This window comes from Pseudomonas sp. C7.1 (genome assembly GCF_056312395.1).
In genome coordinates, this window is the sequence record NZ_JBWDTL010000003.1 from 1,468,009 (window position 1) to 1,489,051 (window position 21,043).

Sequence of the window (21,043 nt, forward strand, 5' to 3'; positions counted from 1 at the left end):
AGGAGATACATGATGGCTGAAGTACAACACGTGGCGAGTGGCAATGGCGCGCCAACAGGGGCACCGCCTTCAATAGCGGCCCACTACGTCGATCTGGTTTCAGGCTTTCACTACATATCGAACGGTACTTCAACGGCAGCAGACTGGGGCCACCCGATTGGCGTGCACACCTTTCATGAGTTGACCGAGGCCGGCCAGCTTGATGTGCCGATGACCGCTGGCCGGGTTGAGGTATTCGAGGTTGGTGAAGGGCCGGGAGGCCAGTTTGTTCTGATGTTGCCGAATGTACCTTCAAGGCACGTACTGGAGTTTACAGTCGTCGCATGGCCAACAGCCGCAGCGAGCCAGCTGGTTTTGAAATGCTCTGCTGGATTTGATGGAGTGGGCGCTATGGGGCAGAACATCGGCGCTACTGCTGTGGGTAATGAGCTGCATATACCGATGGCCCAGATTATGGGGTTGCGGGTTCATGCTATTGCGGGGCCTGGGGGGCGCTACTTGGAAGTCGTGCCGCAGTTTGTAGGCGGGGGGGCGGGTTAATCTGCGGCTATGCCAAACATCGAGCTAAAATCATGCGCGCGGCTCGGCTTTCTCTATGCCAAACCCCGCGCTAAGCAGTGCCAAAAACGGCGCGCGCTTACATGTAGGCGAGGCAGCTGAGACAAGGCGCTACGTTAGTAACAGCCTCCGGCTGGTCAAACAGGCGAGGAAGCGGAGTTTACTGGCTGTAAATGAGCATTACTCGTTTCACTCGCCCTTCGGGCCGCGCTAAAGCGTGTTAGCCACAAGTGGCATTCCGAGCCTGTTTTCAACGCAGTATCAGCAACGTAGGTAGTTTTTCAACGGCCTGCTAGACGTTTAGTGAAGTTTGAAAATTAGCACCGCCATGATCAAGGTCTGTCACCTGAGCGCCTTATTCATGTCATACGTCTGCCATCTGCTTTAGCTGCAATCGCGCTAACTCAGTGAGGAGTGCAGGCGATGCGGATTTGTGTGATTGGTGCAGGGTATGTGGGGCTGGTATCGGCAGCCTGTTTTGCCGAGATGGGTAATCGCGTTGTTTGTGTTGAGCGTGATGCGCAGCGTGTGGCGCGGCTTGCACGCGGCCAGTCACCGATTTACGAGCCAGGGCTGGAAGCCATGCTGCAAAACCACCTGAGCAGCGGTCAGCTGAGTTTTAGCCAGCATCTGTATCAAGGCATCAAGCAGGCCGAGATCATCTTTATCGCCGTTGGCACACCGAGCGGGGAGGACGGCTCGGCGGACTTGTCCCATGTACTGGCCGTGGCCGATGAGTTGGGCGAGTTGCTTGGGCAGAGCTGCGTGGTGGTAAACAAATCAACGGTGCCAGTGGGCACGGCAGAGCGTGTAGCGCAGCGTATTAATAGTCGGCTGAGCAAATGCGGCAAGCGTTTTGCGGTGACGCTGGCGAGCAACCCGGAATTTCTCAAGGAAGGCTCGGCGATTGATGACTTTATGCGGCCGGACCGGGTGATTGTCGGCTGCGATGAACCCCAGGGGCATGAGGTGTTGCGCCGGCTGTATGCGCCGTTTCTGCGCAATCACGAGCGTTTGCTGTGCATGGGCCTACGGGCGGCAGAGTTCAGCAAATATGCCGCCAATGCTTTTTTGGCCACCAAGATTTCTTTTATCAATGAAATGGCCAGTCTGTGCACGCGCCTGGATGTCGATATCGAGGATGTGCGGCGTAGTATCGGCAGCGATAAACGCATTGGCACGCACTTTATCTACGCAGGTTGCGGTTACGGCGGCTCGTGCTTTCCCAAGGATGTACGGGCGCTGATTCGCTGCGCAGAGCAGGAGGGCATTGAACCCGGCATCCTGCGCGCAGTCGAAGCCCGTAACGCGCTGCAGAAAACCCTGTTGTTCCAGGCGCTGCGTGAGCATTTTTCCGGCTATTGGCAAGGGCGCGTGGTGGCGCTGTGGGGCTTGGCTTTCAAACCAGGTACCGATGATCTGCGTGAAGCACCCAGCCTGGTACTGCTGGATGCCTTACTGGCTGTCGGCGTCACCGTTCAGGCGTGCGACCCGGTTGCTACAGCGGCTCTGGAAGAGCGTTACGGCCAGGCGATCAGCAGCGGTCAACTGCGCTTGAGTACATCGCCTTATAGCGTTGTTGAGGGCGCGGATGCACTGGTGTTGGTCACCGAGTGGAAGCAATTCCGCCAGCCCGACTTTGCGCGCATTCGTGGTTTGATGCGTATGCCCGTGCTGTTTGATGGGCGCAATATCTACGATGCCGCGCAGTTGGCTGAGCTGGGTTTTCTCTACCGAGGTATTGGTCGGCCCGCGCAGGGGCATTGTAAGGCCAGTGCAGCCTGATAGACTGCCCCACGCAATTTCCACCCCATCTACACAAGGTCCCCCATGATCAAGAAATGCTTGTTCCCTGCTGCCGGTTACGGCACCCGCTTTCTGCCAGCCACCAAGGCCATGCCCAAGGAAATGCTGCCGATCGTGAACAAGCCGCTGATCCAGTACGGCGTCGAAGAGGCGCTGGAAGCCGGGTTAACGGAAATTGCCATGATCACCGGCCGCGGCAAGCGCGCCCTGGAAGATCACTTCGATATCAGCTACGAGCTTGAGCACCAGATCCGCGATACCGACAAGGAAAAATACCTAGTCGGCATCCGTCGTCTGATTGAGGAATGCAGCTTCTCCTACACCCGGCAGGTGGAAATGAAGGGCTTGGGCCACGCGATTCTCTGTGGCCGCCCGCTGATTGGCGATGAGCCGTTCGCCGTGGTGCTGGCCGATGACTTGTGCTTGAACCTGGACGGCGACGCGGTGCTGACGCAGATGGTCAAGCTGTACAACCAGTTCCGCTGCTCTATCGTGGCGGTTCAGGAAGTGCCGATGGACGAGATCCACAAATATGGTGTGATCTGCGGTGAGATGATTCGTGATGACATCTACCGGGTTAACAGCATGGTCGAGAAGCCCAAACCGGAAGATGCGCCGTCGAACCTGGCAATCATCGGCCGCTACATCCTCACTCCGGATATCTTCGAGCTGATTGAGCAAACCGAACCAGGCAAAGGTGGGGAAATCCAGATCACCGACGCGCTGATGAAGCAGGCGCAGAATGGCTGCGTGATGGCCTATAAATTCAAGGGCAAGCGCTTCGATTGCGGCGGTGCAGAAGGCTATATCGACGCCACCAACTTCTGCTTTGAAAACCTCTACAAAACCGGCAAGGCCTATTGATTCAGGCCCTAGCGCGGTAACACACAGCCACCCTAGGGTGGCTGTTGGCGTTCAGGGCAATGGCACATGCTCGGCGCCAGGCCCCAATGGCTGACCAAAGCTGAACTCCACATAGTTGCCTGCCGGGTCACGCAGGCCGCAGTAATAGCCGACAGGGAAGGGCTCGTCACGGGGCTCCCAGACTAGGCACCCCGCGCTCCGTGCTTGCGCGGCAATGCTGTCCACCTGTTCTCGGCTCTCCAGGGCAAAGCCAAAGTGGCTGTAGTCATCTGTCGCCAGTTGCCGATCCTGCCCGCCGGGCATGATCACAAAAATAAAACTGTGCTCCTTGCCGGGTTCGGCCATCCAAACAATCTTTGCGCCTTTGCCGGCGCGCTGGTGGATCACCTGCATCGCACAGAATTGCTGATAAAAAGCCACGCAGGCATCCAGGTCAGGCACATGCAGGGCCACATGAGTAAGGGTAGGGCGCATTGCTGTTCTCCTGTTCCGTATGCGTCGAGTTTAGGCACTGACGCGCCTTGGGGTATGCTGGTGGCCTGTTCTGGAGGCTGAAATGACCTACGACTTCGACTTGTTTGTGATCGGCGCCGGTTCCGGCGGTGTAAGGGCTGCGCGCTTTGCCGCCGGTTATGGCGCTCGCGTGGCGGTGGCCGAAAGCCGCTACCTGGGTGGCACCTGCGTCAATGTTGGCTGCGTACCAAAGAAACTGCTGGTCTATGGCGCGCACTTTGCCGATGACTTCGAGCAGGCCCAGGGCTTTGGTTGGTCGCTGGGCGAGGCCAAGTTCGACTGGCCCACGCTAATCAACAACAAGAACCGTGAAATCGAGCGACTCAATGGCATCTACCGCAACCTGCTTATTAACAGTGGCGTGACCTTGTTGGAAGGTCACGCGCGCATTGTTGATGAGCACAGCGTTGAGCTGGGCGGCAAACGCTTTAGCGCCAAGCACATCCTGGTCGCCACCGGTGGCTGGCCGCAGATTCCAGAGGTGCCAGGGCATGAACACGCTATTGGCTCGAATGAAGTCTTCTTCCTTGAACAGCTGCCCAAGCGGGTGCTGGTGGTGGGTGGCGGTTATATCGCCGTGGAATTTGCCTCGATCTTTAACGGCATGGGTGCAAAGGCCTCGCTGCTGTATCGCGGCGAACTGTTCCTGCGCGGCTTCGATGGCGCAGTTCGTCGGCACATGCAGGAAGAGCTGAGCAAGCGTGGTGTGGATTTGCAGTTCAACAGCGACATTGCCCGCATCGACAAACAAGCCGATGGCAGCCTGCTGGCCACCCTCAAGGATGGTCGCGTGCTTGAGGCTGACTGTATTTTCTATGCCACCGGTCGCCGGCCAATGCTGGACAACCTTGGCCTGGAAAACACCCATGTGCAGCTCGATGAACGCGGTTTTATCAAAGTCGACGAGCAATATCAGACCACCACACCATCAATCCTTGCCATTGGTGATGTGATCGGCCGCGTGCAGCTCACGCCCGTCGCGCTGGCCGAAGGCATGGCGGTCGCCAGGCGCCTGTTCAAGCCAGAGCAATACCGCAAAGTCGACTACCAGATGATCCCGACTGCAGTGTTCAGCCTGCCCAATATCGGCACGGTTGGGCTCAGTGAAGAGCAGGCGAAGGAGGAGGGCTACGACGTCAGCGTGTTCGAGAGCCGCTTCCGCCCAATGAAACTGACCCTGACCGAGAGCCAGGAACGCACCTTGATGAAGCTGGTGGTGGACACTGCAACAGACCGCGTACTGGGCTGCCATATAGTCGGCCCGGATGCTGGCGAAATCGTGCAAGGCCTGGCTGTGGCGCTCAAGGCTGGCGCTACCAAGCAGCTATTTGACGAAACCATTGGCGTGCACCCAACGGCCGCCGAAGAGTTCGTCACCATGCGTACCCCCGTGTCGTCCTGAGGTCAGCATGGTTCAGCTGTTCTATCTGGCCGACCTATTCGGCGTCGCGGTATTCGCCATCACCGGCGCGCTGATGGCTGGGCGCAAATCCATGGACCTGTTCGGCGTGCTGGTGATTGCCATCGTTACCGCACTGGGCGGCGGAACCTTGCGTGACGTGATTCTGGACAACCATCCGGTCAGCTGGATTCGCAACGACCTGTATATCGTTGTCGCTTCGCTGGCGGCGGTGGGCACGGTGATCTGGGTACGGCTGACCCAGCCGATTCACGAAAAAGGTCTGCTATTGGCAGATGCTTTTGGCTTGGCAGTGTTTACCGTGATCGGCACCGAGGTCGCCATGCAACACAACGTGCCGCATAGCACAGCCGTGATCATGGGCGTGATGACCGGGGTTGCAGGCGGCGTGATGCGCGATGTGATCTGCAACGAAATCCCGCTGATCTTCCAGAAAGAAATCTATGCCACCGCCTGCATAGCTGGTGCAGTGATGTTTATCACCATGCGCGCGTTGGGCACGCCGCACTGGCTGGATACAGGCGTGGCCATGCTCACCGTGCTGCTGATACGCCTGGCCGCCATTCGCTGGCATGTGGCACTGCCCAGTTTCCATTTGCTGGACAGGGACTGAGGGCCAAGTGACTTGGCCTTGCGACTTCGAAAATTCGAGACTTTCAAAATTTGAAACTCAGCATTTGAAATGCATCCATCGTCTTTGACGACCTCACCTAAGCATTTCTAAGCGAATCCAGTTATAAATCGAAGTCGATCTATATAAAAACTCTAGACTAACCATCTCCCCAAGAATAAATAATATATTTTATATTCTTATAAAATATAACGATCAGCCATCTGTCACCCATAATTCCTCTCTAATTATGAAACTTCCGAGTGCATGTGCAATTTTGCAACTTCGTAAGCTAATGATTTTACAGGTATTAGTCAAAAAGGCAGGCTATGGACCCACTCTCCCATCCTTCACGACCAGCGGGTGCTCCAGAATTCGTGGTGTTCAGTCATAAGCAAAACGAAAAGGTGAGCTTGTTCTGCCGACCCACGCTGTGGCGATTCGCCGAGGTGGAGTTTGATCCTTGGGTGAGCGATTTGACCGTGAACCAGCGTTTCATCGAATTGGATAAAGTTAGAATTCCGGTTGCGCTTGCGTTCGAGAATAGCCACGCGTCAATCATTGTGGTGTCCAAGTCATGCCTGGGAACCAGCACGACCGTTGAAGTCCAGAATTATGCCGACAATAACGGCTTTCTCTGCGAAATTTTAGATACTGACTTCCTGAAATCTGAACGTACCCGCTACGAAAACTACCTGCTCATGCTTTCCTATATCAACAAGCAGAGAGATGCACTGACTGAGCGCAATCTTCGCGAAGTGATGAGACTCCTCCCAAGGCATGGACTTACGGTGAGCAGCGCTATGCAGGCGGTGGAGCAGGATTTTGGCGAAAAGGGCGCAGCTTTGGTGTTCGAGTTGGTCAGAAAGGGCCGATTGAACGTCAAAAGTTTGAGTTCGACAAAATTAAGTGGGGCATCCCAATTAGGCCATGGAGATGCCCTGGATGAGTGATCAACGATTTTCTAGGTCCGAACGCGAACGAGAAGGTTACGACTGTGATAAGTGGCGTGCGGTTGACTTAACGGTCCTGCCGGATGGCCTTCGAGGTCCGACGGAGAATCGTATCAAAGCTATCCGGGCGTTCTTGAAGGAAGGCGCATCGCTAGAGGAAATTCAAGAAAAATACGGGATACCCCGCTCAACGCTTTATCGAGTCATCGACAAATGCGAAGCGCTGGACAAATCCGGAAGTCCCGCTGGCTGGGTGGCCGCAATACCTTATAAGCGCAGCGGTGAAAGAAAATATAATCGGACAGCGCAGCCCAGTTCATCCGCAACGCAAGGGTATTCCGGCGTTTTTACGCACTTCGTTGAGAAACATCCAGATGTGGATGATTGGCTGAAAGTGCAAGCCCGTAGATATAAACCCCGGAAATCTGGCGGCGACTACTTTATAGCGGTTCATAAAGCGTTCGTGCGCAAGTGCATTGAGGCTGGAGTTACCGAACATGAATACCCATTAAATCAAAAAACCGAAGGTATAAGCGGGCTTAGGAGGTGGTTGCAGGATAAACACCGAGAATTGAAAGCGGAGCAAGAGTTGAAGGCCTCACAAGCTAACGAGAGCGTCCGAGATATTGATCCATCGGACATCTTGGAACAAGTTGAAGTAGATGGACACAAATTGGACCTTCGCTTGGTTATTCGCGAAAGGGATGCCTATGGGGAGCCTGTTGAATATGAAATTCTCAGGGTCTGGCTAATTTGTCTGATCGAAAAATTTTCAAGGTGCGTGTTGGGCTATTCATTGGCACTGGGTCACAACTATGATCAAGTCGACTTGCTTACGGCGATTTATCGAGCCCTGAGTCCACACGTTCGTCCACCGCTGAATATTCCTGATACCCGTTATCGCGATGAAGGGGGGTTCCCCTCAGAAAGTTCGGGCGCGTGGCAAACGTGGTCCACACTAAAACTGGATAATGCTTGGGCGCATAAGGCGAAGCATGTGATTGAGGTGCTAAATGATAGGCTTGGCTGTGTGGTGGAGTTCGGCAGACCGCACACGCCCAATGATCGCCCTATTGTGGAGCGTTTTTTTCTCTATTTAGTGCAAAATTTTTCTCACAAAATAATTGGTACCACGGGTAGTGAATCCACAGACGAGATCAAGGCACGTTTATCGCCAAAGTCCAAAAACCCTTTGAAGATGTTGCTGTCTCTAGAAGAGTTGGAAAGTGCCGTAGACATTGTGATCTCTGACTATAACGGTCGGCCGCACGCGTCAATCCAAGGCCACACCCCATTGGACTTGTTCCTCATGCGTATGGAGGCAAGGGCGTTGCCGCCGAACACACTGCCTACTCGTTATCAAAATGAGGCAGCGTTTACGAGAATTCGCGAGCCAAAGATCGTGCAGTCAAATGCCAAATATGGGGGCGCGTTCATTAACTTTGCTTACCAGAAATACCGAAATCCGGACGTATTGCGGAGTAATTCGGCGGGGCGAAAAATGATCATTGAGTACTCTCGTAGAGATGTCTCTTCGATCAATTTGCTTGATGAGTCTGGTGCATTTATTGGTGTGCTGACACCGCCGCCACCTTACTCAAACACGCCACACAGCTACAAATTGCAGACCGAGATTTCAAAGGCCGTGAAGGACGGACAATTCCGCTTTACGGAAAGTGAGTCATTCATTGAAGCTGTCCGTAGGTTTCAATTGAAAGGTAACAAAATGACTCGAGAGAGCGCGACGAACCTCTACAAAAACACTGGCATGGTTTCATCAGGTTTGTCTGCCGAGGAAGAAACGCCTCCCCCTGCATCGGAATCACAAGTCGACAGAGTAAAGCTGTTTAAAGTTTTCACTTTTTGAAATAGAGGGTGCAAATGGATATCCAGGATACGCGACCCGTCGAGGTTGATCTTCATCCTGTCTGCAATCAGCGGTATTTGATTCCGACATTTTCGATCGGTGAGACTTACGCGCTTGTGCTTAAGGTTATTCGTCGCAGAGACTCTGGTTTAGTCATCTGGGGGCATACCCGTTACGGTAAGACCTGGGCAATGCTTTATTGCCAGCAATGCCTTACGCAAGATTTTCCGGATTTTCCTGTTGTTATTTACAACGCGAAGCGAGAAATATCAGCCACAAAAGGTAATTTTTATAACTCACTGCTGGCGGTGGTCGGTCACAAACAGTGGAATGACAATGTTAGCCTCTCAAAAAAACATCTTCGGTTAGTGAATTTCATGGAGCAAGCGGCGCGTAAGGACTCACGGCAGGTCTTTATTCTGTTCATGGATGAAGCTCAGCGGCTTCAGCAGCAGCATTTTGACTGGGTCAAGGATATCTACAATGACCTGCGGCTAAAGGGTGTGACATTGCTTCCCATCCTGGTAGGGCAGCAGCAACTGCTGGACCAGAAGGAAGCCTTCCTCAAAACCGGGGTGGAGGGGGAGGCTATTGTTAATAGGTTCATGCTTTACGAGCACCCTTTCCGCGGCATACGCGAAAAAGAAGATTTCGCGACCTGCCTTGGCTTCTTTGACAGTACCCCTTATCCGGCCAATTCCACATGGACGTTCACCAAGTTCTTCGTCCCACAGGCATATGCCAATGGATTTAGGCTGGCGCAAGTGAAAGACATACTGTGGGATGCCTTTTGTGATGCTTATAAGGAATTGAAGCTGAAAAGCAAAATGGAAATACCGATGCAGTATTTCAGTAAAACGATAGAGATTATTTTGCGCGATAGTGTCGACATGGATCACCCAGGCTACACCATTACCAGGGAGTTCAGCTTGCGATCTATCCGTGAATCTTGGTTTCAAGCCGCAACGCGCAATAGTAAAGCTGCAGATCCGAACGCCTGATGATGATAATCGTCCCGGATACTAAAACTCTGAGCATCAACCCCAGGTACTGTCCGGTGGCCCCACTGTACATGGCTTACGAATCTGCATATTCGATTCTAAGCCGGTTTGCACTTTATAATGTCATCCACGGGGATGCGCTGGTTAAAATCTTTGCGCCATCAAAGAGCGAGGGTAACGGCAAGCGTAGCCGATTCCCAAACCTCGCCCACAGCGCGGCTGTGAACCCCGTAGCGATTCACGAGTGCTTTACCCTGGATAGAGCGCAGCAAAGTGCACTTTTTTTAGTGCCGTCAGCTGTGCCGAGCAATGATCACATTGCACTCACTTTAAGAGTTTGTCCGGTATGCATGGTGCGTGGCGTGCACTATTCCATATTTCAATATTTACTCATCAAGCAGTGCCCGATCCATCAGGTCGAGTTGAGCCAAGTGTGTCAGACCTGCGGCGGGGCGATGGATTACTCATTAAACAGCAAGTTGTTCCGTGGACCATACGGCTGCAACCATTGTGGCCATCTGCTGCGACTCAAGGGTAGTCAGAGTAGCCGGTCCTATTTGAATAGATCCGGGCTGAACCGCCTGATTTTGGCCCATCGAATTTTTGAGCGCGGCAGGGACCGTCAGGTGTTTTTTGATGTCAATCAGCCGACCAATATTTACTTTGATAATGCCGCTCAGTTTTCCTCGGCCATCACCGATTTTGCGGTGCATCAGCGTGCGCTGTTCAATGAGGTTCAGGCTAGGGCGGCATCAGGTCAGGGTGATAAAAATGTGGGCTTTTACAGAATCAGTAACATCCGTCGTTGCTCGCCAGTTAAAAGATCGGTAATAGAGCTGACAGTCAAAGACCTCGTTCCGATTTTGAAGTGTATCTTCCGAAAAATTAGAAAGCGCTTTCTTCCTGAGATCAAACTGAGTAAGCAAAAGCTTGCCGGAATTTGGCGGAGTATCGAGGGGTGTGATGTGCCTAGGCAAGGGTATCAATTCGTCGGCTATCTTGACTGGCTATGTTTTTGGTACGGGGTTCAAACGCCATCCGATTTGTGCGCGAAAGCAAGGTCATGTGTCAACAGAAAACTGGGAGCCTGGCTTGAATCGAAACGGACGCACGAAGTATTTTCTTCACTCAAAGGGGAACGCGAAAGAAATTGGCTGATGACGAAAATACTAGCTCATGAAATTATTTTTTTCATGACCAGGCAGATACGCCGGCTATCCGAATCGGATCTAACCTGCTCTAGGGCGAATCCCAGTCAAGTGGTCTATCGCCGGTGGGTAGGACCCGCTGCATGGGCGCTGATAGTCCTTCCCCAGCAGGCCGCTTGTGAATTCCATTTTACAGCCCGCTCCGTTTTCACTGAGCTCGGTCGGTGGAAGGTGAGCAAACCGGCGCAGCGAGAGACGTATGCGTCGCTGTCACAGTGATAAACAATTAGTCTACGCCCCAATTGGCCCAGGCCGTTTCATCGATGCTTTCGCCGGCAATCAGCACGCACTTCTGTCGCAGGTTGGCATTCTGTGTTTCGGCAGGTGTTTCATTGGCGTGTAAATCCTCCGGTTCTGCCAATGCCAGTCTGGAGTTGCGAATCGCAGCGTCCCAATCTTCGTAAAAATATTGGTCTTCTGAGGCTGCGGAGGTAGGGCGCTCAAGTGCTCTATCAAAGTCGGCCGTAAATTGGAGGTTGACGACCTTGTGGATTTTTCCAAGGGGTGGAATGAGCGCCGCACGCTCACTGACAAATCCTTCCGGAAAGGGCGTGGCGCCAGGATCGTAAAGATTGACAACCGATGGGCAGTTCACGCTGCTCAGCATTAGCGCAAAGCGGTAGCGGCGTTCCAATACGACTTCTATCTCGTGGGCACTCATCTCGAATTCGACTCCAGCGTCTCCCATGCTGAACAGCTGTTGGTGATCAACGCGATATTTCGCCAAATGATGATGTCGGCCCAGTAACGCCTGCAAGAGGGTGGCGCTCCCTTCGGTGAGGCAGATCTCCTTATCCTTGCCGAATTGGAAATACCACGCATCATTGTATCCGTGAAGAAGATCGGCGCATTTTGCTTTGGCCAGATCCGATGTGGTGCATCCCGTTTCTTGTAACAAACGAAGCATCGCGAGATCCCTCACCCAGTGCTCCACACCTCTGCAGCTTCCGCTTATCAGTTCCAGGCTTTCGCCTGAGTACAATTTAGTGTGTGCTGTGAGTTCAGTGGCATGGACAAAGCGAGTGGCTTGACGGTAGAGCTTCTTCATCTGGGAACGCAGGGGGTCCAGATTTTTGCCGAAGCGATGTTCCTGCCAGTTCATAGCGGCGGCGATTCTGGAAGCGGCCTGGCGATTGCTCAGTCGACCCAAGCCCTTCAGTTTACGCTGGATGAGCAAGTCATCAATGTACACTGGAAGGTAGTAATTCCTGGGCTCTGTGGGCTCTGCCGGTCCGGGGTATACAGAGATATGTGAAAGATAAAAATACACATAGGCCTCTAGCGGCAGCAGGCTCTCACTGAGCGATTTGTACGGTGTGTGGCGCAACCATAGGTCGACATGCTGAAGGTAGCGCGCCACTTTACGCCGTCTACGCAGGGGTGCGGATTCCGCGCTGACTCGGACACCCATTCCACGCACATCCGGACAGTGATTCCACGCTGATCCGGACACCCATTCCACGAGCATCCGGACACTGATTCCACAGCCATCCGGACACTTTCTGGCAGGCAGCTACGCAGGATTTATTCACTACCATTGGCCTCTTTTTCGAAGCAGAGAGGTCGTCGTGGAGCGTTTATCCATGCGTAAAATCCGTGAAGTGTTGCGCCTCAAGTTCGATTGCGGGCTGTCTGTCCGTAAGATCTCCCGCAGTCTGGGCATAGGTCACAGCAGTGCCGGTGATTACCTTTGCCGATTCACGGCCTGCGGCCTCTCCTGGCCGCTCCCTACTGAGTTGTCCGACGCAGAGCTGGAGCGGCGCCTGTTCCCGCCACCGCCGGCGGTACCCTCTGAGCAACGACCAACTCCCGACTGGGCCTGGGTGCATGCCGAGCTGCGCCGACCAGGCGTGACCCTGGCACTGCTCTGGCAGGAGTATCGGCTGGGCCAGCCACAGGGCTTCCAGTACAGCTGGTTCTGCGACCACTACCGGGCCTGGCAGGGCAAACTGGATGTGGTGATGCGCCAGGAGCATCGCGTCGGCGAGAAGCTGTTTGTCGACTATGCCGGCCAGACGGTGCCGGTGATCGACCGTCACAGCGGCGAGATTCGTCAGGCGCAGGTGTTCGTCGCGGTGCTCGGTGCCTCCAGCTACACCTTCGCCGAGGCCACCTGGTCGCAGCAGTTGCCCGACTGGCTGGGCTCCCATGCCCGTTGCTTCGCCTTCCTCGGCGGGGTGCCGGAGATCGTGGTGCCGGACAACCTGCGCAGTGCGGTGAGCAAGGCCCATCGCTACGAACCGGACATCAACCCCAGCTACCGCGACTTGGCCGAGCACTATGGCGTGGCGGTGGTGCCGGCGCGGGCGCGTAAGCCCCGCGACAAGGCCAAGGCCGAGGTCGGCGTGCAGGTGGTCGAGCGCTGGATCCTCGCCGCCTTGCGCCATCGCCAGTTCTTCTCCCTGGACGAGCTCAACACGGCCATCGCCGTGCTGCTGGAGCGGCTCAACCAACGGCCGTTCAAGAAGCTGCCGGGCTCCCGGCAGTCGGCCTTCGCCAGCCTGGATCGCCCGGCTCTGCGCCCGTTGCCGGAGCAGCCCTACGTCTATGCCGAGTGGAAGAAGGCGCGGGTGCACATCGACTACCACGTCGAGGTTGACGGGCATTACTACTCGGTGCCCTACCAGCTGGTGAAGAAGCAGCTGGAGGTGCGCCTGACGGCCCGCACCGTGGAGTGCTTCCACGCCAACCAGCGGGTGGCCAGCCACGTACGCTCCCTGCACAAAGGCCGGCACAGCACGCAGACCGAGCACATGCCCAAGAGCCATCGCGAGCATGCCGAGTGGACGCCTCAACGGCTTATCCGCTGGGCCGAGCAGACCGGCCCGAACACCGCCGGCGTAATCAGCCACATCCTCGAACGGCGCGTGCATCCGCAGCATGGCTACCGCGCTTGCCTGGGCATCCTGCGCCTGGGCAAGCACCACGGCGAAGAACGGCTGGAAGCCGCCTGCCAGCGCGCCCTAAGCCTCGGTGCCTGTAGCTACAAAAGCCTCGAATCGATTCTGCGCCAAGGCCTGGAAAACCTGCCGCTGGCTCAACAGAACCTACCCCTACTACCGGACGACCACGCCAACCTGCGCGGCCCCGGCTACTACCACTGAACAAAGGAATCCCACCATGCTGCCTCACCCGACCCTGGACAAGCTGCAAACCCTGCGCCTGCACGGCATGCTCAAAGCCCTCGCCGAGCAACTGAAAACACCCGACATCGACAGCCTGAGCTTCGAAGAACGCCTCGGCCTGTTGGTCGATCGCGAGCTGACCGAGCGCGACGACAAGCGCCTGAGCAACCGCCTACGCCAGGCCCGGCTCAAGCACAACGCCTGCCTCGAAGACATCGACTACCGCGCCCCGCGCGGGCTGGACAAGGCGCTGATCCTGCAACTGCGCAGCGGCCAGTGGCTGCGCGACGGCCTCAACCTGATCATCGGCGGCCCCACCGGCGTCGGCAAAACCTGGCTGGCCTGCGCCCTGGCCCACCAGGCCTGCCGGGACGGCTGCAGCGTGCGCTATCTGCGCCTGCCACGGCTGCTGGAAGAACTGGGCCTGGCACATGGCGACGGCCGCTTCGTCAAGCTGATGAGCAGCTACGCCAAGACCGACCTGCTGATCCTCGATGACTGGGGCCTGGCACCGTTCACCACCGAACAGCGCCGCGACATGCTGGAGCTGCTGGACGACCGCTACGGCCAACGCTCAACCATCGTGACCAGTCAGATGCCGGTGGACAACTGGCACGAACTGATCGGCGATCCGACCCTGGCCGACGCCATCCTCGACCGCCTGGTGCACAACGCCTACCGGATCAACCTGAAGGGAGAGTCGATGCGCAGGCGGGCGAAGAAATTGACGACGCCGGGCACCTCAGACTAACAATGCATATCCTGCGTCGCTGCGCTCCGACTGCCTGTCCGGATGACCGTGGAACAGGTGTCCGGATCAGCGTGGGCTGAGTGTCCGAATGGCGTGGAATCCGCACAGGGGCACGGTGTGCAACAGAAAATCGGTGATTTCCTGACCGAGACCGGGGATGAAATAGAGAGTTTGCAGTAGTGCCATGGGCTGCTCCGACAGGCAATCATCACTGATGAATCGTGCATGGGGTGGCTTTCAGTTGCACAGATTCGCACTTCGCGGATCAAGCGAAACGTCTTGCTGCAGGGTTTCCTGGAGCCAAGGACTTATGAACGGTCATGCCCACAGGGCTGTGGTTGCGGTCCAGAAGCCCCCAAGCAGCCTAGGATCTGCTGCCATAGATACCCCGGGGCAGCGGCGCACGATGCGCCAAGTGGTGATCATTGAGTGCGTTGGCGCTCGTGCAAGATCCCTGCGTTGCGCCTGACGGAGATCTGTTTCCAGCCTAGCAAACGGAAGAAATCGCGCAACGTGCAAGCAGCCCGCTGTCACGTCATCTTCAAGCGATAAGCAACGATGCACTGGTACATTAGTAATTTTTTGGAGGCCACTGCGTTGGTGCCGCAGGATGAACCGCTGCGGGTGTTCAACTGCCCGCGCGGCGGCGTCTTGTCGAGATGGTGCGTCATACCGACAATCGATGGGGCTTGGTCGGCGGCAGCCATCAGCATTGCGGCTTACCTTTAAAGGGAGAAGGCATGAGTCACTACTTTGATCATGCGAGTCAGGAACTGTACAGCAAGATCGCCCAGGCCAAGGTGTACATCACCCGCCACAACCCGACCACTGGCGCACTGGCCGAAGCGGTGCTTCGCCAGTTCCTCAAAGACCACCTGCCGGGGGCGGTCAGTGTGGAGCAGGGCTTCATCATCGACAGCGCGGGCGGTTTATCCAAGCAGTGCGACATTCTGATTTACGACTCGCACCGGTATGCCCCGTTCTATCGAGTAGGGGGGGTGGTTGTGGTACCGGCGGAGGCGGTGATTGCCATTATCGAAGTAAAAACCTCGATCAACCGGGCCGGGTTTCATGAGGTCATTCGCTATTTCCAGAGTTTCCAAAACCTGCGACTGGAAGCGAGGACATACTTGTTCATGTTCAGCGCTCCGACGTTGGGGACTGTCAGCAGGCACTTTCATTCATTTCGGCACCCAGAGAGCTATCAGGAGTTCGATCACGATACTTTCCAGCTCCTCCCGGACGAAATCACCGGCCTGGACCACTCCTACCATTTGCAGAAAGGCATGGTCATCCACGATCGCGATGGTATGGGCTATCTCTCGTACTTCTACGAGGATCATGAAGGCACCGCGATCAATGCGTTGGAGCGGTTCTTCCTCTCAGTCTATGCCTCCGTCGAACGACACCTCACCTGTAGCCTACCAGCGAATTCGCTGGTGCCGCGAGCGGCTTACCACAGCAGTACTCCCAGCAAGAGCATTTTTGCCATCGACTTGTTCCCCATGTAACTTCAGGTGTACGCAGCATCTGCGTAAGTGGCTTTATCTCTCCACCAGACCTATCGATCAGCGACTCAACCGCCTCAGTCTCCCGCGCTCGTCATGGCTGACGCGCAGAAGGCGCTCGCCCCCTTTGACCCGGCTGCTGGTTCTGGCGCAGCTTCGCTCGCGACCGGTGTCGGTCCGAGGAGCTGACTGGCCCGACTGTCGAGCAGGGTGCCTGCCTGAAAGTAACCCATCACCGTGGTGACACTGCGATGTTCAGTCATGGCCATCACTTCGCCGAGCGGCACGCCCTGGCGCCCGGCCTCGGTTACAAACCCCGACCTTAAACTGTGCGCCGCCCAATCGCCGTCGAGACCCGCCAGTTGCGCTCGGCGCTGGACAATGCGTGCGACTTGGTCCGCTGACAGCGCTGTGGTGCCGACCTTGTCACCTTTGTAAAGCCGGCGGAACAGCGGGCCACTGTCAGCAGGTGCCGCCACCAGCCAGGCAGCGAGGGCCTGCGCTGCTGGGCCGCGCAGCGGCTTCTCACGGTGCACCCCGCCGGTGTCGGTCTTGGTGGTGCCGAGAGCGTACAGCCAGGTGTCAGCATCCAGTTGGCGCACGTCGCCGACCTTCAGGCCGACCACCTCGGACCGCCGGCGGCCACCGCCACTCCATGCCAGCAGGAGGAGCGCGCGATCACGTACCCCGCGCACGCCGTCGGTGCAAGTGGCGAGTAGCGCCTGCAACGGCTCGAGCACGATCGCGGTTTTCTTGCGCACCGTCACACCCTGGCGCGATTGCGCCTTGCGCGCGTCGCGCAGCAAGGTCTTCAGCGCCGGTTCTTCGCATGGATTGGCCCAGCCGTTGAGCCGATGCCATTTGCCGAGCACCGAAAGGCGGTGACTGACGGTGTTGAAGGCCAGCGCCCCCAGTCCGCCCTTGACCCGGGCGGTCACCAGCGCCGCGTCGATCGCCGGCGGCAGCAGGTGCGCCCAGGTACCGTCGGCCAACGGCCGGGCCAAATGATCGAGGACGAACTGCACGGCTACGGTCGCGGGGAGTGGCGCATCGCCCAGCACGTGTCCGTAGCGCAGCTGCAGCCAGGCCGACCAGTAGGTCAGGGCGCTGCGGTAGCTGCGCACGGTGTTGGTCGCGGTGCCGGCGGCGATAAAGGCGGCTGCGGCGTGCTGGGCGTTTTCAGCGAGAACGTGCAGGTCCAGCGGTGATTCGTCGACCAAGGGCAACTGATCTGTAATATTTAATACGTTCAACGTATGATATTTCCAATATTAAACAAATAAGGTCGGATAATCATTTATTATCAGACCTTATATAGTCGGAGGTGACCCGTGGCGATAGGCGTACCCGAAACTGACGTATTCGCTGCTGCAGACGCTGTGCTTGCCCGTGGGGAGCGACCTACTGTTGAGCGAGTTCGGCAGGAGTTAGGTCGCGGTAGCCCAGCGCGAGTGGGAGGGCTGCTCGATCAATGGTGGACGCGGTTGGCTGAGCGGCTGAATGGCGAGACCCGCCTGCCTGCGTTGCCAGGTGAGGTGTCGCAGGCCTTTGTCGCCATCTGGCAACAGGCGATCCACCTGGCACAGGGCACCGCTGAACAGGCGCTGGCCGAGCAACGCCTGGTTTTGGTCGCCGAGCGCGAGCAGCTCGCGGCGGTTGAGGACCAGGCCCGCCGGGATGCCGCGCAGTATCGCCAGTTAGCGGACGAGGCGGTGGCCGGCCGCCAGGCGACGGAGACGCGCCTGGCCGATCTGGAGTTGCTGTTGGCTCAGCGCCTGACACAGATCGAGGACTTGCGCCAGCAGCGTGAGGAGCTCGTGAGCGAACGAGGCGAGGCACAGCAGCACGCGCAAGGACTGCAGCAGCAAGTGCAGGATCTGGCGCTCAAGCTCGAACAGGACCGGGTTGACCACGCGACCTACGTGCGCGGCTTTGAGGAGCGGGCCTATCGAGAGATAGATCGCGCCCGCGAGGAAAGCAAGAGCCGCGCTGCGCAGCTTAAGGCTGCAAGTCGCCAACTGGACGACCTCCAGCGCCGCCTGGAGGCGCTGCACAGCGGAATGAGTGAAGCGCAGCAACAGGCGGCAGCACAGCAAGCGCGGGCCGATACCCTGGCCCAGCAATTACTCCAACCACCTGCTGGGGCGGGGATAAAGTCCAAGACTCGCAAACGCACCATCTCGGCCTCTAAGCGCTCAAGCTGAGCAGGCGAGGGCGGCGGCATTGTCTGTAGCCGAAAACTCAGCGCCTAGTGAAATTTGAAGTCACTGAGCACATTCGATGCATCACTGGATGCCAGGCTGCATCGGTCCCTTCATTGCGATGGCTTTTTGTTGGCGAACCAATTGAGTGCTTAGGTTCTTTGCCTTTTAACACTACCAGCTCACTGATTACCGCTGCATGAGAGCAGGATCGTTGTGCCGAGGGGGATCAAAGGGTGTGTCTGTATGAATGTGATGGGGGCGTCCGCAACTGATGCCAACAGGCTTGCAGACTTTATAACCGCGTGCGGCCTAGGAGCCTGTCGGACTTTCTGACTCTTCCTTGCGCTGAAAGTATTCGCGACAATCAAGGCCCTGCAATCGAGAGCCCCGCTGATGAGCCGTTTTGTCCTTGCTGACCGAGACACTGCGTATTTACTACCGCCTTCGGTGAACGAGTGGTTGCCGGCGGATCACTTGGCGCGGTTCGTGGTCGAGGTCATCGAGCAACTCGATTTGAGCGAGCTGACTGGGCAGTATGCGGGGCGGGGTTCAGCTGCCCACCATCCGGCCGTGCTCCTGGGGCTGCTGATATACGGCTACGCCAATGGCGTGCACTCCAGCCGCAAGATCGAACGCGCGACCTATGACTCGGTAGCGTTCCGTTATCTGGCGGCCAACACCCACCCCGATCACGACACCTTGGCTACGTTCCGTCGACGTTTCCGGCAGCAGGTTGAATCGCTGTTCGTCCAGGTGCTGATGCTGGCGCGCGAGATGAAGCTGCTCAAGCTCGGTCATATCGCTCTCGACGGCACCAAGATCGAGGCCAACGCCAGTAAGCACAAGGCCTTGTCCTGGGCGCACGCCAACAAGATCGAGGCGCAGTTACGCCAGGAGGTCCAGCAGTTGCTGGCGCTGGCCGAGAACAGCGACTGCGCCGCCGTACCCGATGGCATGGATGTGCCGGCGGAGATTGCCCGGCGCGAAGATCGGCTCAGCGCGATAGCCCAGGCCAAAGCGAAGATCGAGCAACGTGCAGCTGAGCGACACGCCATTGAGCAACAGCAATTCGAGGCCAAGACGGCCAAGCGTGAGGCCCAGCGCAAGGCTGGAAAGAAACCACGCGGCAAGGATCCAGAACCGCCCGCAGCGGGCCCCAAAGACAGCGATCAAGTCAATCTGACCGATGAAGAGTCACGCATCATGCCCGTCTCCGGTGGCGGCTTCGAGCAGAGCTATAACGCTCAAGCCGGGGTCGACACCGAGACGATGCTGGTGGTCACACAGCATGTAACCCAGGCCTGCAACGACAAGCGCGAAGTGGTTCCCACGCTACAGCGCATAGCCACCTTGCCCGCCGAATTAGGCGAGGTGAAAAGCCTGATTGCGGACAGCGGCTTCTTCAGCCAGGCCAACGTGAGCGCCTGCCACGAAGCCAAGGTCGAACCGCTTCTGGCGCTCAAACGCGAGTCGCACCACACCCCGGTACTGGAGCGCTTTGCCACCGACTCGCCGCTACCACAGACGAGTAACCCAGTCGAACAGATGGCTCACCGACTGAGCACGCAAGAAGGTCGAGCGCTGTACAGGCTACGCAAACAGACGGTCGAACCGGTGTTTGGCATCATCAAGCGAGTGATGGGCTGGCGGCAGATGAGCATGCGCGGCCTGGCCAACGCCCAGGGCGAATGGAGCCTGGTGACCATGGCCTGGAACATCAAGCGTTTGCATGTGCTACGCGCGATGTAACGCGGCCGAAAAGTACGCCCACCCGCGTCCAGGCAGCTGCTCAGGTGCACGAACGGACCGCCTGGGTTCGCGATAGTCAACTCGGATGCTTAGAAAGAACGACCCCGAGCAATCAAAGACCTAAACCCGCGCTGTCATTCCTTTTCGGGTTAAGTCCGACAGGCTCCTAGGTGAGGGTGAGGATCTCTATGTCTTGGCCTCAGTGAAAATTCCTACTCCGCACATTCAAGTCCTTCGAGCAGGTCGCTTTCTTTTAGATGACCCGCGATCAAGTGCATGACACCAGACTCATCCTCCAGTTTGCCTTTCACCTGCAAAAGCGTTGAGTGCATTAACGCAGGCCTGTACTGATCAGCAAGGTCACGCCAAACAATCACATTAATCATGCCGAATTCGTCTTCAAGGGTTACGAAGGTGACGCCTGAGGCTGTTGGGGGGGGGCGTTGTCTTCCCGTCACTATGCCGAACACCGTGACGTGATTGCAGTCTCCAATCTCTCTCAGATCCTGAGAGCTCTTGGCTCTCATCGAGCGCAGCGTCTCTCGCAGCAGGGACATTGGATGCGGGCCAAGCGTCGTACCTGTACGCGCATAATCCGCGTACATGTTTTCAACGACTGTTGGTTCAGGAATCTCTACGAGATCTTCAGCGACGTCATCGGCAAACAAGGGCAGTGGTTGCTGCACGGCTGCAATTTCCCACCGCGCTGAGTGACGATTGCCCGCCAGGCCCTTCAGAGCATCCGCATCTGCCAACAGCTCCCTCGCTTTTTGATCGAGGCCGGCACGTAGGCACAAATCACTGATCATCAGTTTTTTTGGCTTCGACTTGCCCAAAATTCGATCAATGACCTTATGCGTAGAGCTTGGAAATGGAGACCATCGCACGGACGTCTTGCAGCGCGAA

19 protein-coding genes are annotated in these 21,043 nt (G+C 56.8%); 14 read left to right on the top strand and 5 right to left on the bottom strand.

The annotated features are described in order from the left end of the window. The first annotated feature begins 12 nt into the window (after positions 1-12). The 3 genes from AC0T4W_RS10310 (at position 13) to galU (ending at position 3,228) form a co-directional block, all read left to right on the top strand. Positions 13-540 (top strand): hypothetical protein, encoded by a 528-nt coding sequence (locus AC0T4W_RS10310; protein ID WP_476315895.1) that lies wholly within the window; start codon positions 13-15, stop codon positions 538-540. A gap of 441 nt (positions 541-981) precedes the next feature. Further along, a complete protein-coding gene (locus tag AC0T4W_RS10315; protein WP_476318888.1) occupies positions 982-2,343 on the top strand; it encodes a UDP-glucose dehydrogenase family protein in 1,362 nt (453 codons plus the stop codon). Positions 2,344-2,388: 45 nt separating this feature from the next. Then, on the top strand, positions 2,389-3,228 hold the full coding sequence (gene galU / locus AC0T4W_RS10320) for a UTP--glucose-1-phosphate uridylyltransferase GalU (RefSeq protein ID WP_476318889.1): 840 nt from the start codon (positions 2,389-2,391) through the stop codon (positions 3,226-3,228). A gap of 51 nt (positions 3,229-3,279) precedes the next feature. Here the strand turns inward: galU and AC0T4W_RS10325 are convergent, their stop codons facing one another. Then, entirely contained in the window at positions 3,280-3,702 is a 423-nt protein-coding gene (locus tag AC0T4W_RS10325; protein WP_476318890.1) for a VOC family protein, read from the bottom strand. Between the two features lie 82 nt (positions 3,703-3,784). Between AC0T4W_RS10325 and gorA the strand changes: the two genes are divergently transcribed. The 6 genes from gorA (at position 3,785) to AC0T4W_RS10355 (ending at position 11,019) form a co-directional block, all read left to right on the top strand. Continuing rightward, complete coding sequence (gene gorA / locus AC0T4W_RS10330) at positions 3,785-5,143, top strand: glutathione-disulfide reductase (RefSeq protein ID WP_476318891.1); 1,359 nt, start codon at positions 3,785-3,787, stop codon at positions 5,141-5,143. 7 nt (positions 5,144-5,150) lie between these two features. Then, positions 5,151-5,774, top strand: a complete 624-nt coding sequence (locus AC0T4W_RS10335; protein ID WP_476318892.1) for a trimeric intracellular cation channel family protein — start codon at positions 5,151-5,153, stop codon at positions 5,772-5,774. Between the two features lie 326 nt (positions 5,775-6,100). Then, positions 6,101-6,724 carry an SPFH domain-containing protein gene (locus AC0T4W_RS10340; RefSeq protein ID WP_476318893.1) on the top strand — a complete coding sequence of 208 codons (624 nt, stop codon included), beginning with the start codon at positions 6,101-6,103 and terminating at the stop codon, positions 6,722-6,724. Next, positions 6,717-8,591, top strand: a complete 1,875-nt coding sequence (locus tag AC0T4W_RS10345) for an integrase (RefSeq protein ID WP_476318894.1) — start codon at positions 6,717-6,719, stop codon at positions 8,589-8,591. The genes AC0T4W_RS10340 and AC0T4W_RS10345 overlap by 8 nt, the downstream gene beginning before the upstream one ends. Before the next feature lie 14 nt (positions 8,592-8,605). After that, a complete protein-coding gene (locus AC0T4W_RS10350) occupies positions 8,606-9,592 on the top strand; it encodes an ATP-binding protein (RefSeq protein ID WP_476318895.1) in 987 nt (328 codons plus the stop codon). A gap of 71 nt (positions 9,593-9,663) precedes the next feature. Further along, positions 9,664-11,019, top strand: a complete 1,356-nt coding sequence (locus AC0T4W_RS10355) for a hypothetical protein (RefSeq protein WP_476318896.1) — start codon at positions 9,664-9,666, stop codon at positions 11,017-11,019. Between the two features lie 7 nt (positions 11,020-11,026). On the opposite strand, the gene AC0T4W_RS10360 is transcribed toward AC0T4W_RS10355, so the two are convergent. Further along, complete coding sequence (locus tag AC0T4W_RS10360; RefSeq protein WP_476318897.1) at positions 11,027-12,160, bottom strand: hypothetical protein; 1,134 nt, start codon at positions 12,158-12,160, stop codon at positions 11,027-11,029. Positions 12,161-12,383: 223 nt separating this feature from the next. Here AC0T4W_RS10360 and istA point away from each other — a divergent pair, with 223 nt between their 5' ends. Both istA and istB read left to right on the top strand, forming a co-directional pair. Further along, positions 12,384-13,904, top strand: a complete 1,521-nt coding sequence (istA, locus tag AC0T4W_RS10365) for an IS21 family transposase (protein WP_476314783.1) — start codon at positions 12,384-12,386, stop codon at positions 13,902-13,904. A 16-nt stretch (positions 13,905-13,920) separates the two neighbouring features. Next, positions 13,921-14,676: an IS21-like element helper ATPase IstB gene (gene istB, locus AC0T4W_RS10370; protein ID WP_476314780.1), complete on the top strand. Its 756-nt coding sequence runs from the start codon at positions 13,921-13,923 to the stop codon at positions 14,674-14,676. Positions 14,677-15,206: 530 nt separating this feature from the next. On the opposite strand, the gene AC0T4W_RS10375 is transcribed toward istB, so the two are convergent. Then, positions 15,207-15,389 carry a hypothetical protein gene (locus AC0T4W_RS10375; RefSeq protein WP_476318898.1) on the bottom strand — a complete coding sequence of 61 codons (183 nt, stop codon included), beginning with the start codon at positions 15,387-15,389 and terminating at the stop codon, positions 15,207-15,209. 27 nt (positions 15,390-15,416) lie between these two features. On the opposite strand from AC0T4W_RS10375, the gene AC0T4W_RS10380 reads away from it, so the two are divergent. Further along, on the top strand, positions 15,417-16,187 hold the full coding sequence (locus AC0T4W_RS10380; protein ID WP_476318899.1) for a DUF6602 domain-containing protein: 771 nt from the start codon (positions 15,417-15,419) through the stop codon (positions 16,185-16,187). Positions 16,188-16,261: 74 nt separating this feature from the next. Here AC0T4W_RS10380 and AC0T4W_RS10385 read toward each other — a convergent pair whose 3' ends face one another. Continuing rightward, positions 16,262-17,437 carry a site-specific integrase gene (locus AC0T4W_RS10385; RefSeq protein ID WP_476318900.1) on the bottom strand — a complete coding sequence of 392 codons (1,176 nt, stop codon included), beginning with the start codon at positions 17,435-17,437 and terminating at the stop codon, positions 16,262-16,264. A 78-nt stretch (positions 17,438-17,515) separates the two neighbouring features. Here AC0T4W_RS10385 and AC0T4W_RS10390 point away from each other — a divergent pair, with 78 nt between their 5' ends. Then, entirely contained in the window at positions 17,516-18,388 is an 873-nt protein-coding gene (locus AC0T4W_RS10390; RefSeq protein WP_476318901.1) for a DNA-binding protein, read from the top strand. Between the two features lie 393 nt (positions 18,389-18,781). Next, entirely contained in the window at positions 18,782-20,137 is a 1,356-nt protein-coding gene (locus tag AC0T4W_RS10395; RefSeq protein WP_476315485.1) for an IS1182 family transposase, read from the top strand. Positions 20,138-20,349: 212 nt separating this feature from the next. Here the strand turns inward: AC0T4W_RS10395 and AC0T4W_RS10400 are convergent, their stop codons facing one another. Further along, positions 20,350-20,973, bottom strand: a complete 624-nt coding sequence (locus AC0T4W_RS10400) for an OB-fold nucleic acid binding domain-containing protein (RefSeq protein ID WP_476318902.1) — start codon at positions 20,971-20,973, stop codon at positions 20,350-20,352. Positions 20,974-21,043: the final 70 nt, after the last annotated feature.

What these genes read in the sequence shown, in the direction of transcription:
- AC0T4W_RS10310 (WP_476315895.1), top strand. Translation starts at nt 13, where the DNA reads ATGGCTGAAGTACAACACGTGGCGAGTGGCAATGGCGCGCCAACAGGG.
- AC0T4W_RS10315 (WP_476318888.1), top strand. Translation starts at nt 982, where the DNA reads ATGCGGATTTGTGTGATTGGTGCAGGGTATGTGGGGCTGGTATCGGCA.
- galU (WP_476318889.1), top strand. Translation starts at nt 2,389, where the DNA reads ATGATCAAGAAATGCTTGTTCCCTGCTGCCGGTTACGGCACCCGCTTT.
- AC0T4W_RS10325 (WP_476318890.1), bottom strand. Translation starts at nt 3,702, where the DNA reads ATGCGCCCTACCCTTACTCATGTGGCCCTGCATGTGCCTGACCTGGAT.
- gorA (WP_476318891.1), top strand. Translation starts at nt 3,785, where the DNA reads ATGACCTACGACTTCGACTTGTTTGTGATCGGCGCCGGTTCCGGCGGT.
- AC0T4W_RS10335 (WP_476318892.1), top strand. Translation starts at nt 5,151, where the DNA reads ATGGTTCAGCTGTTCTATCTGGCCGACCTATTCGGCGTCGCGGTATTC.
- AC0T4W_RS10340 (WP_476318893.1), top strand. Translation starts at nt 6,101, where the DNA reads ATGGACCCACTCTCCCATCCTTCACGACCAGCGGGTGCTCCAGAATTC.
- AC0T4W_RS10345 (WP_476318894.1), top strand. Translation starts at nt 6,717, where the DNA reads ATGAGTGATCAACGATTTTCTAGGTCCGAACGCGAACGAGAAGGTTAC.
- AC0T4W_RS10350 (WP_476318895.1), top strand. Translation starts at nt 8,606, where the DNA reads ATGGATATCCAGGATACGCGACCCGTCGAGGTTGATCTTCATCCTGTC.
- AC0T4W_RS10355 (WP_476318896.1), top strand. Translation starts at nt 9,664, where the DNA reads ATGGCTTACGAATCTGCATATTCGATTCTAAGCCGGTTTGCACTTTAT.
- istA (WP_476314783.1), top strand. Translation starts at nt 12,384, where the DNA reads ATGCGTAAAATCCGTGAAGTGTTGCGCCTCAAGTTCGATTGCGGGCTG.
- istB (WP_476314780.1), top strand. Translation starts at nt 13,921, where the DNA reads ATGCTGCCTCACCCGACCCTGGACAAGCTGCAAACCCTGCGCCTGCAC.
- AC0T4W_RS10375 (WP_476318898.1), bottom strand. Translation starts at nt 15,389, where the DNA reads ATGCTGATGGCTGCCGCCGACCAAGCCCCATCGATTGTCGGTATGACG.
- AC0T4W_RS10380 (WP_476318899.1), top strand. Translation starts at nt 15,417, where the DNA reads ATGAGTCACTACTTTGATCATGCGAGTCAGGAACTGTACAGCAAGATC.
- AC0T4W_RS10395 (WP_476315485.1), top strand. Translation starts at nt 18,782, where the DNA reads ATGAGCCGTTTTGTCCTTGCTGACCGAGACACTGCGTATTTACTACCG.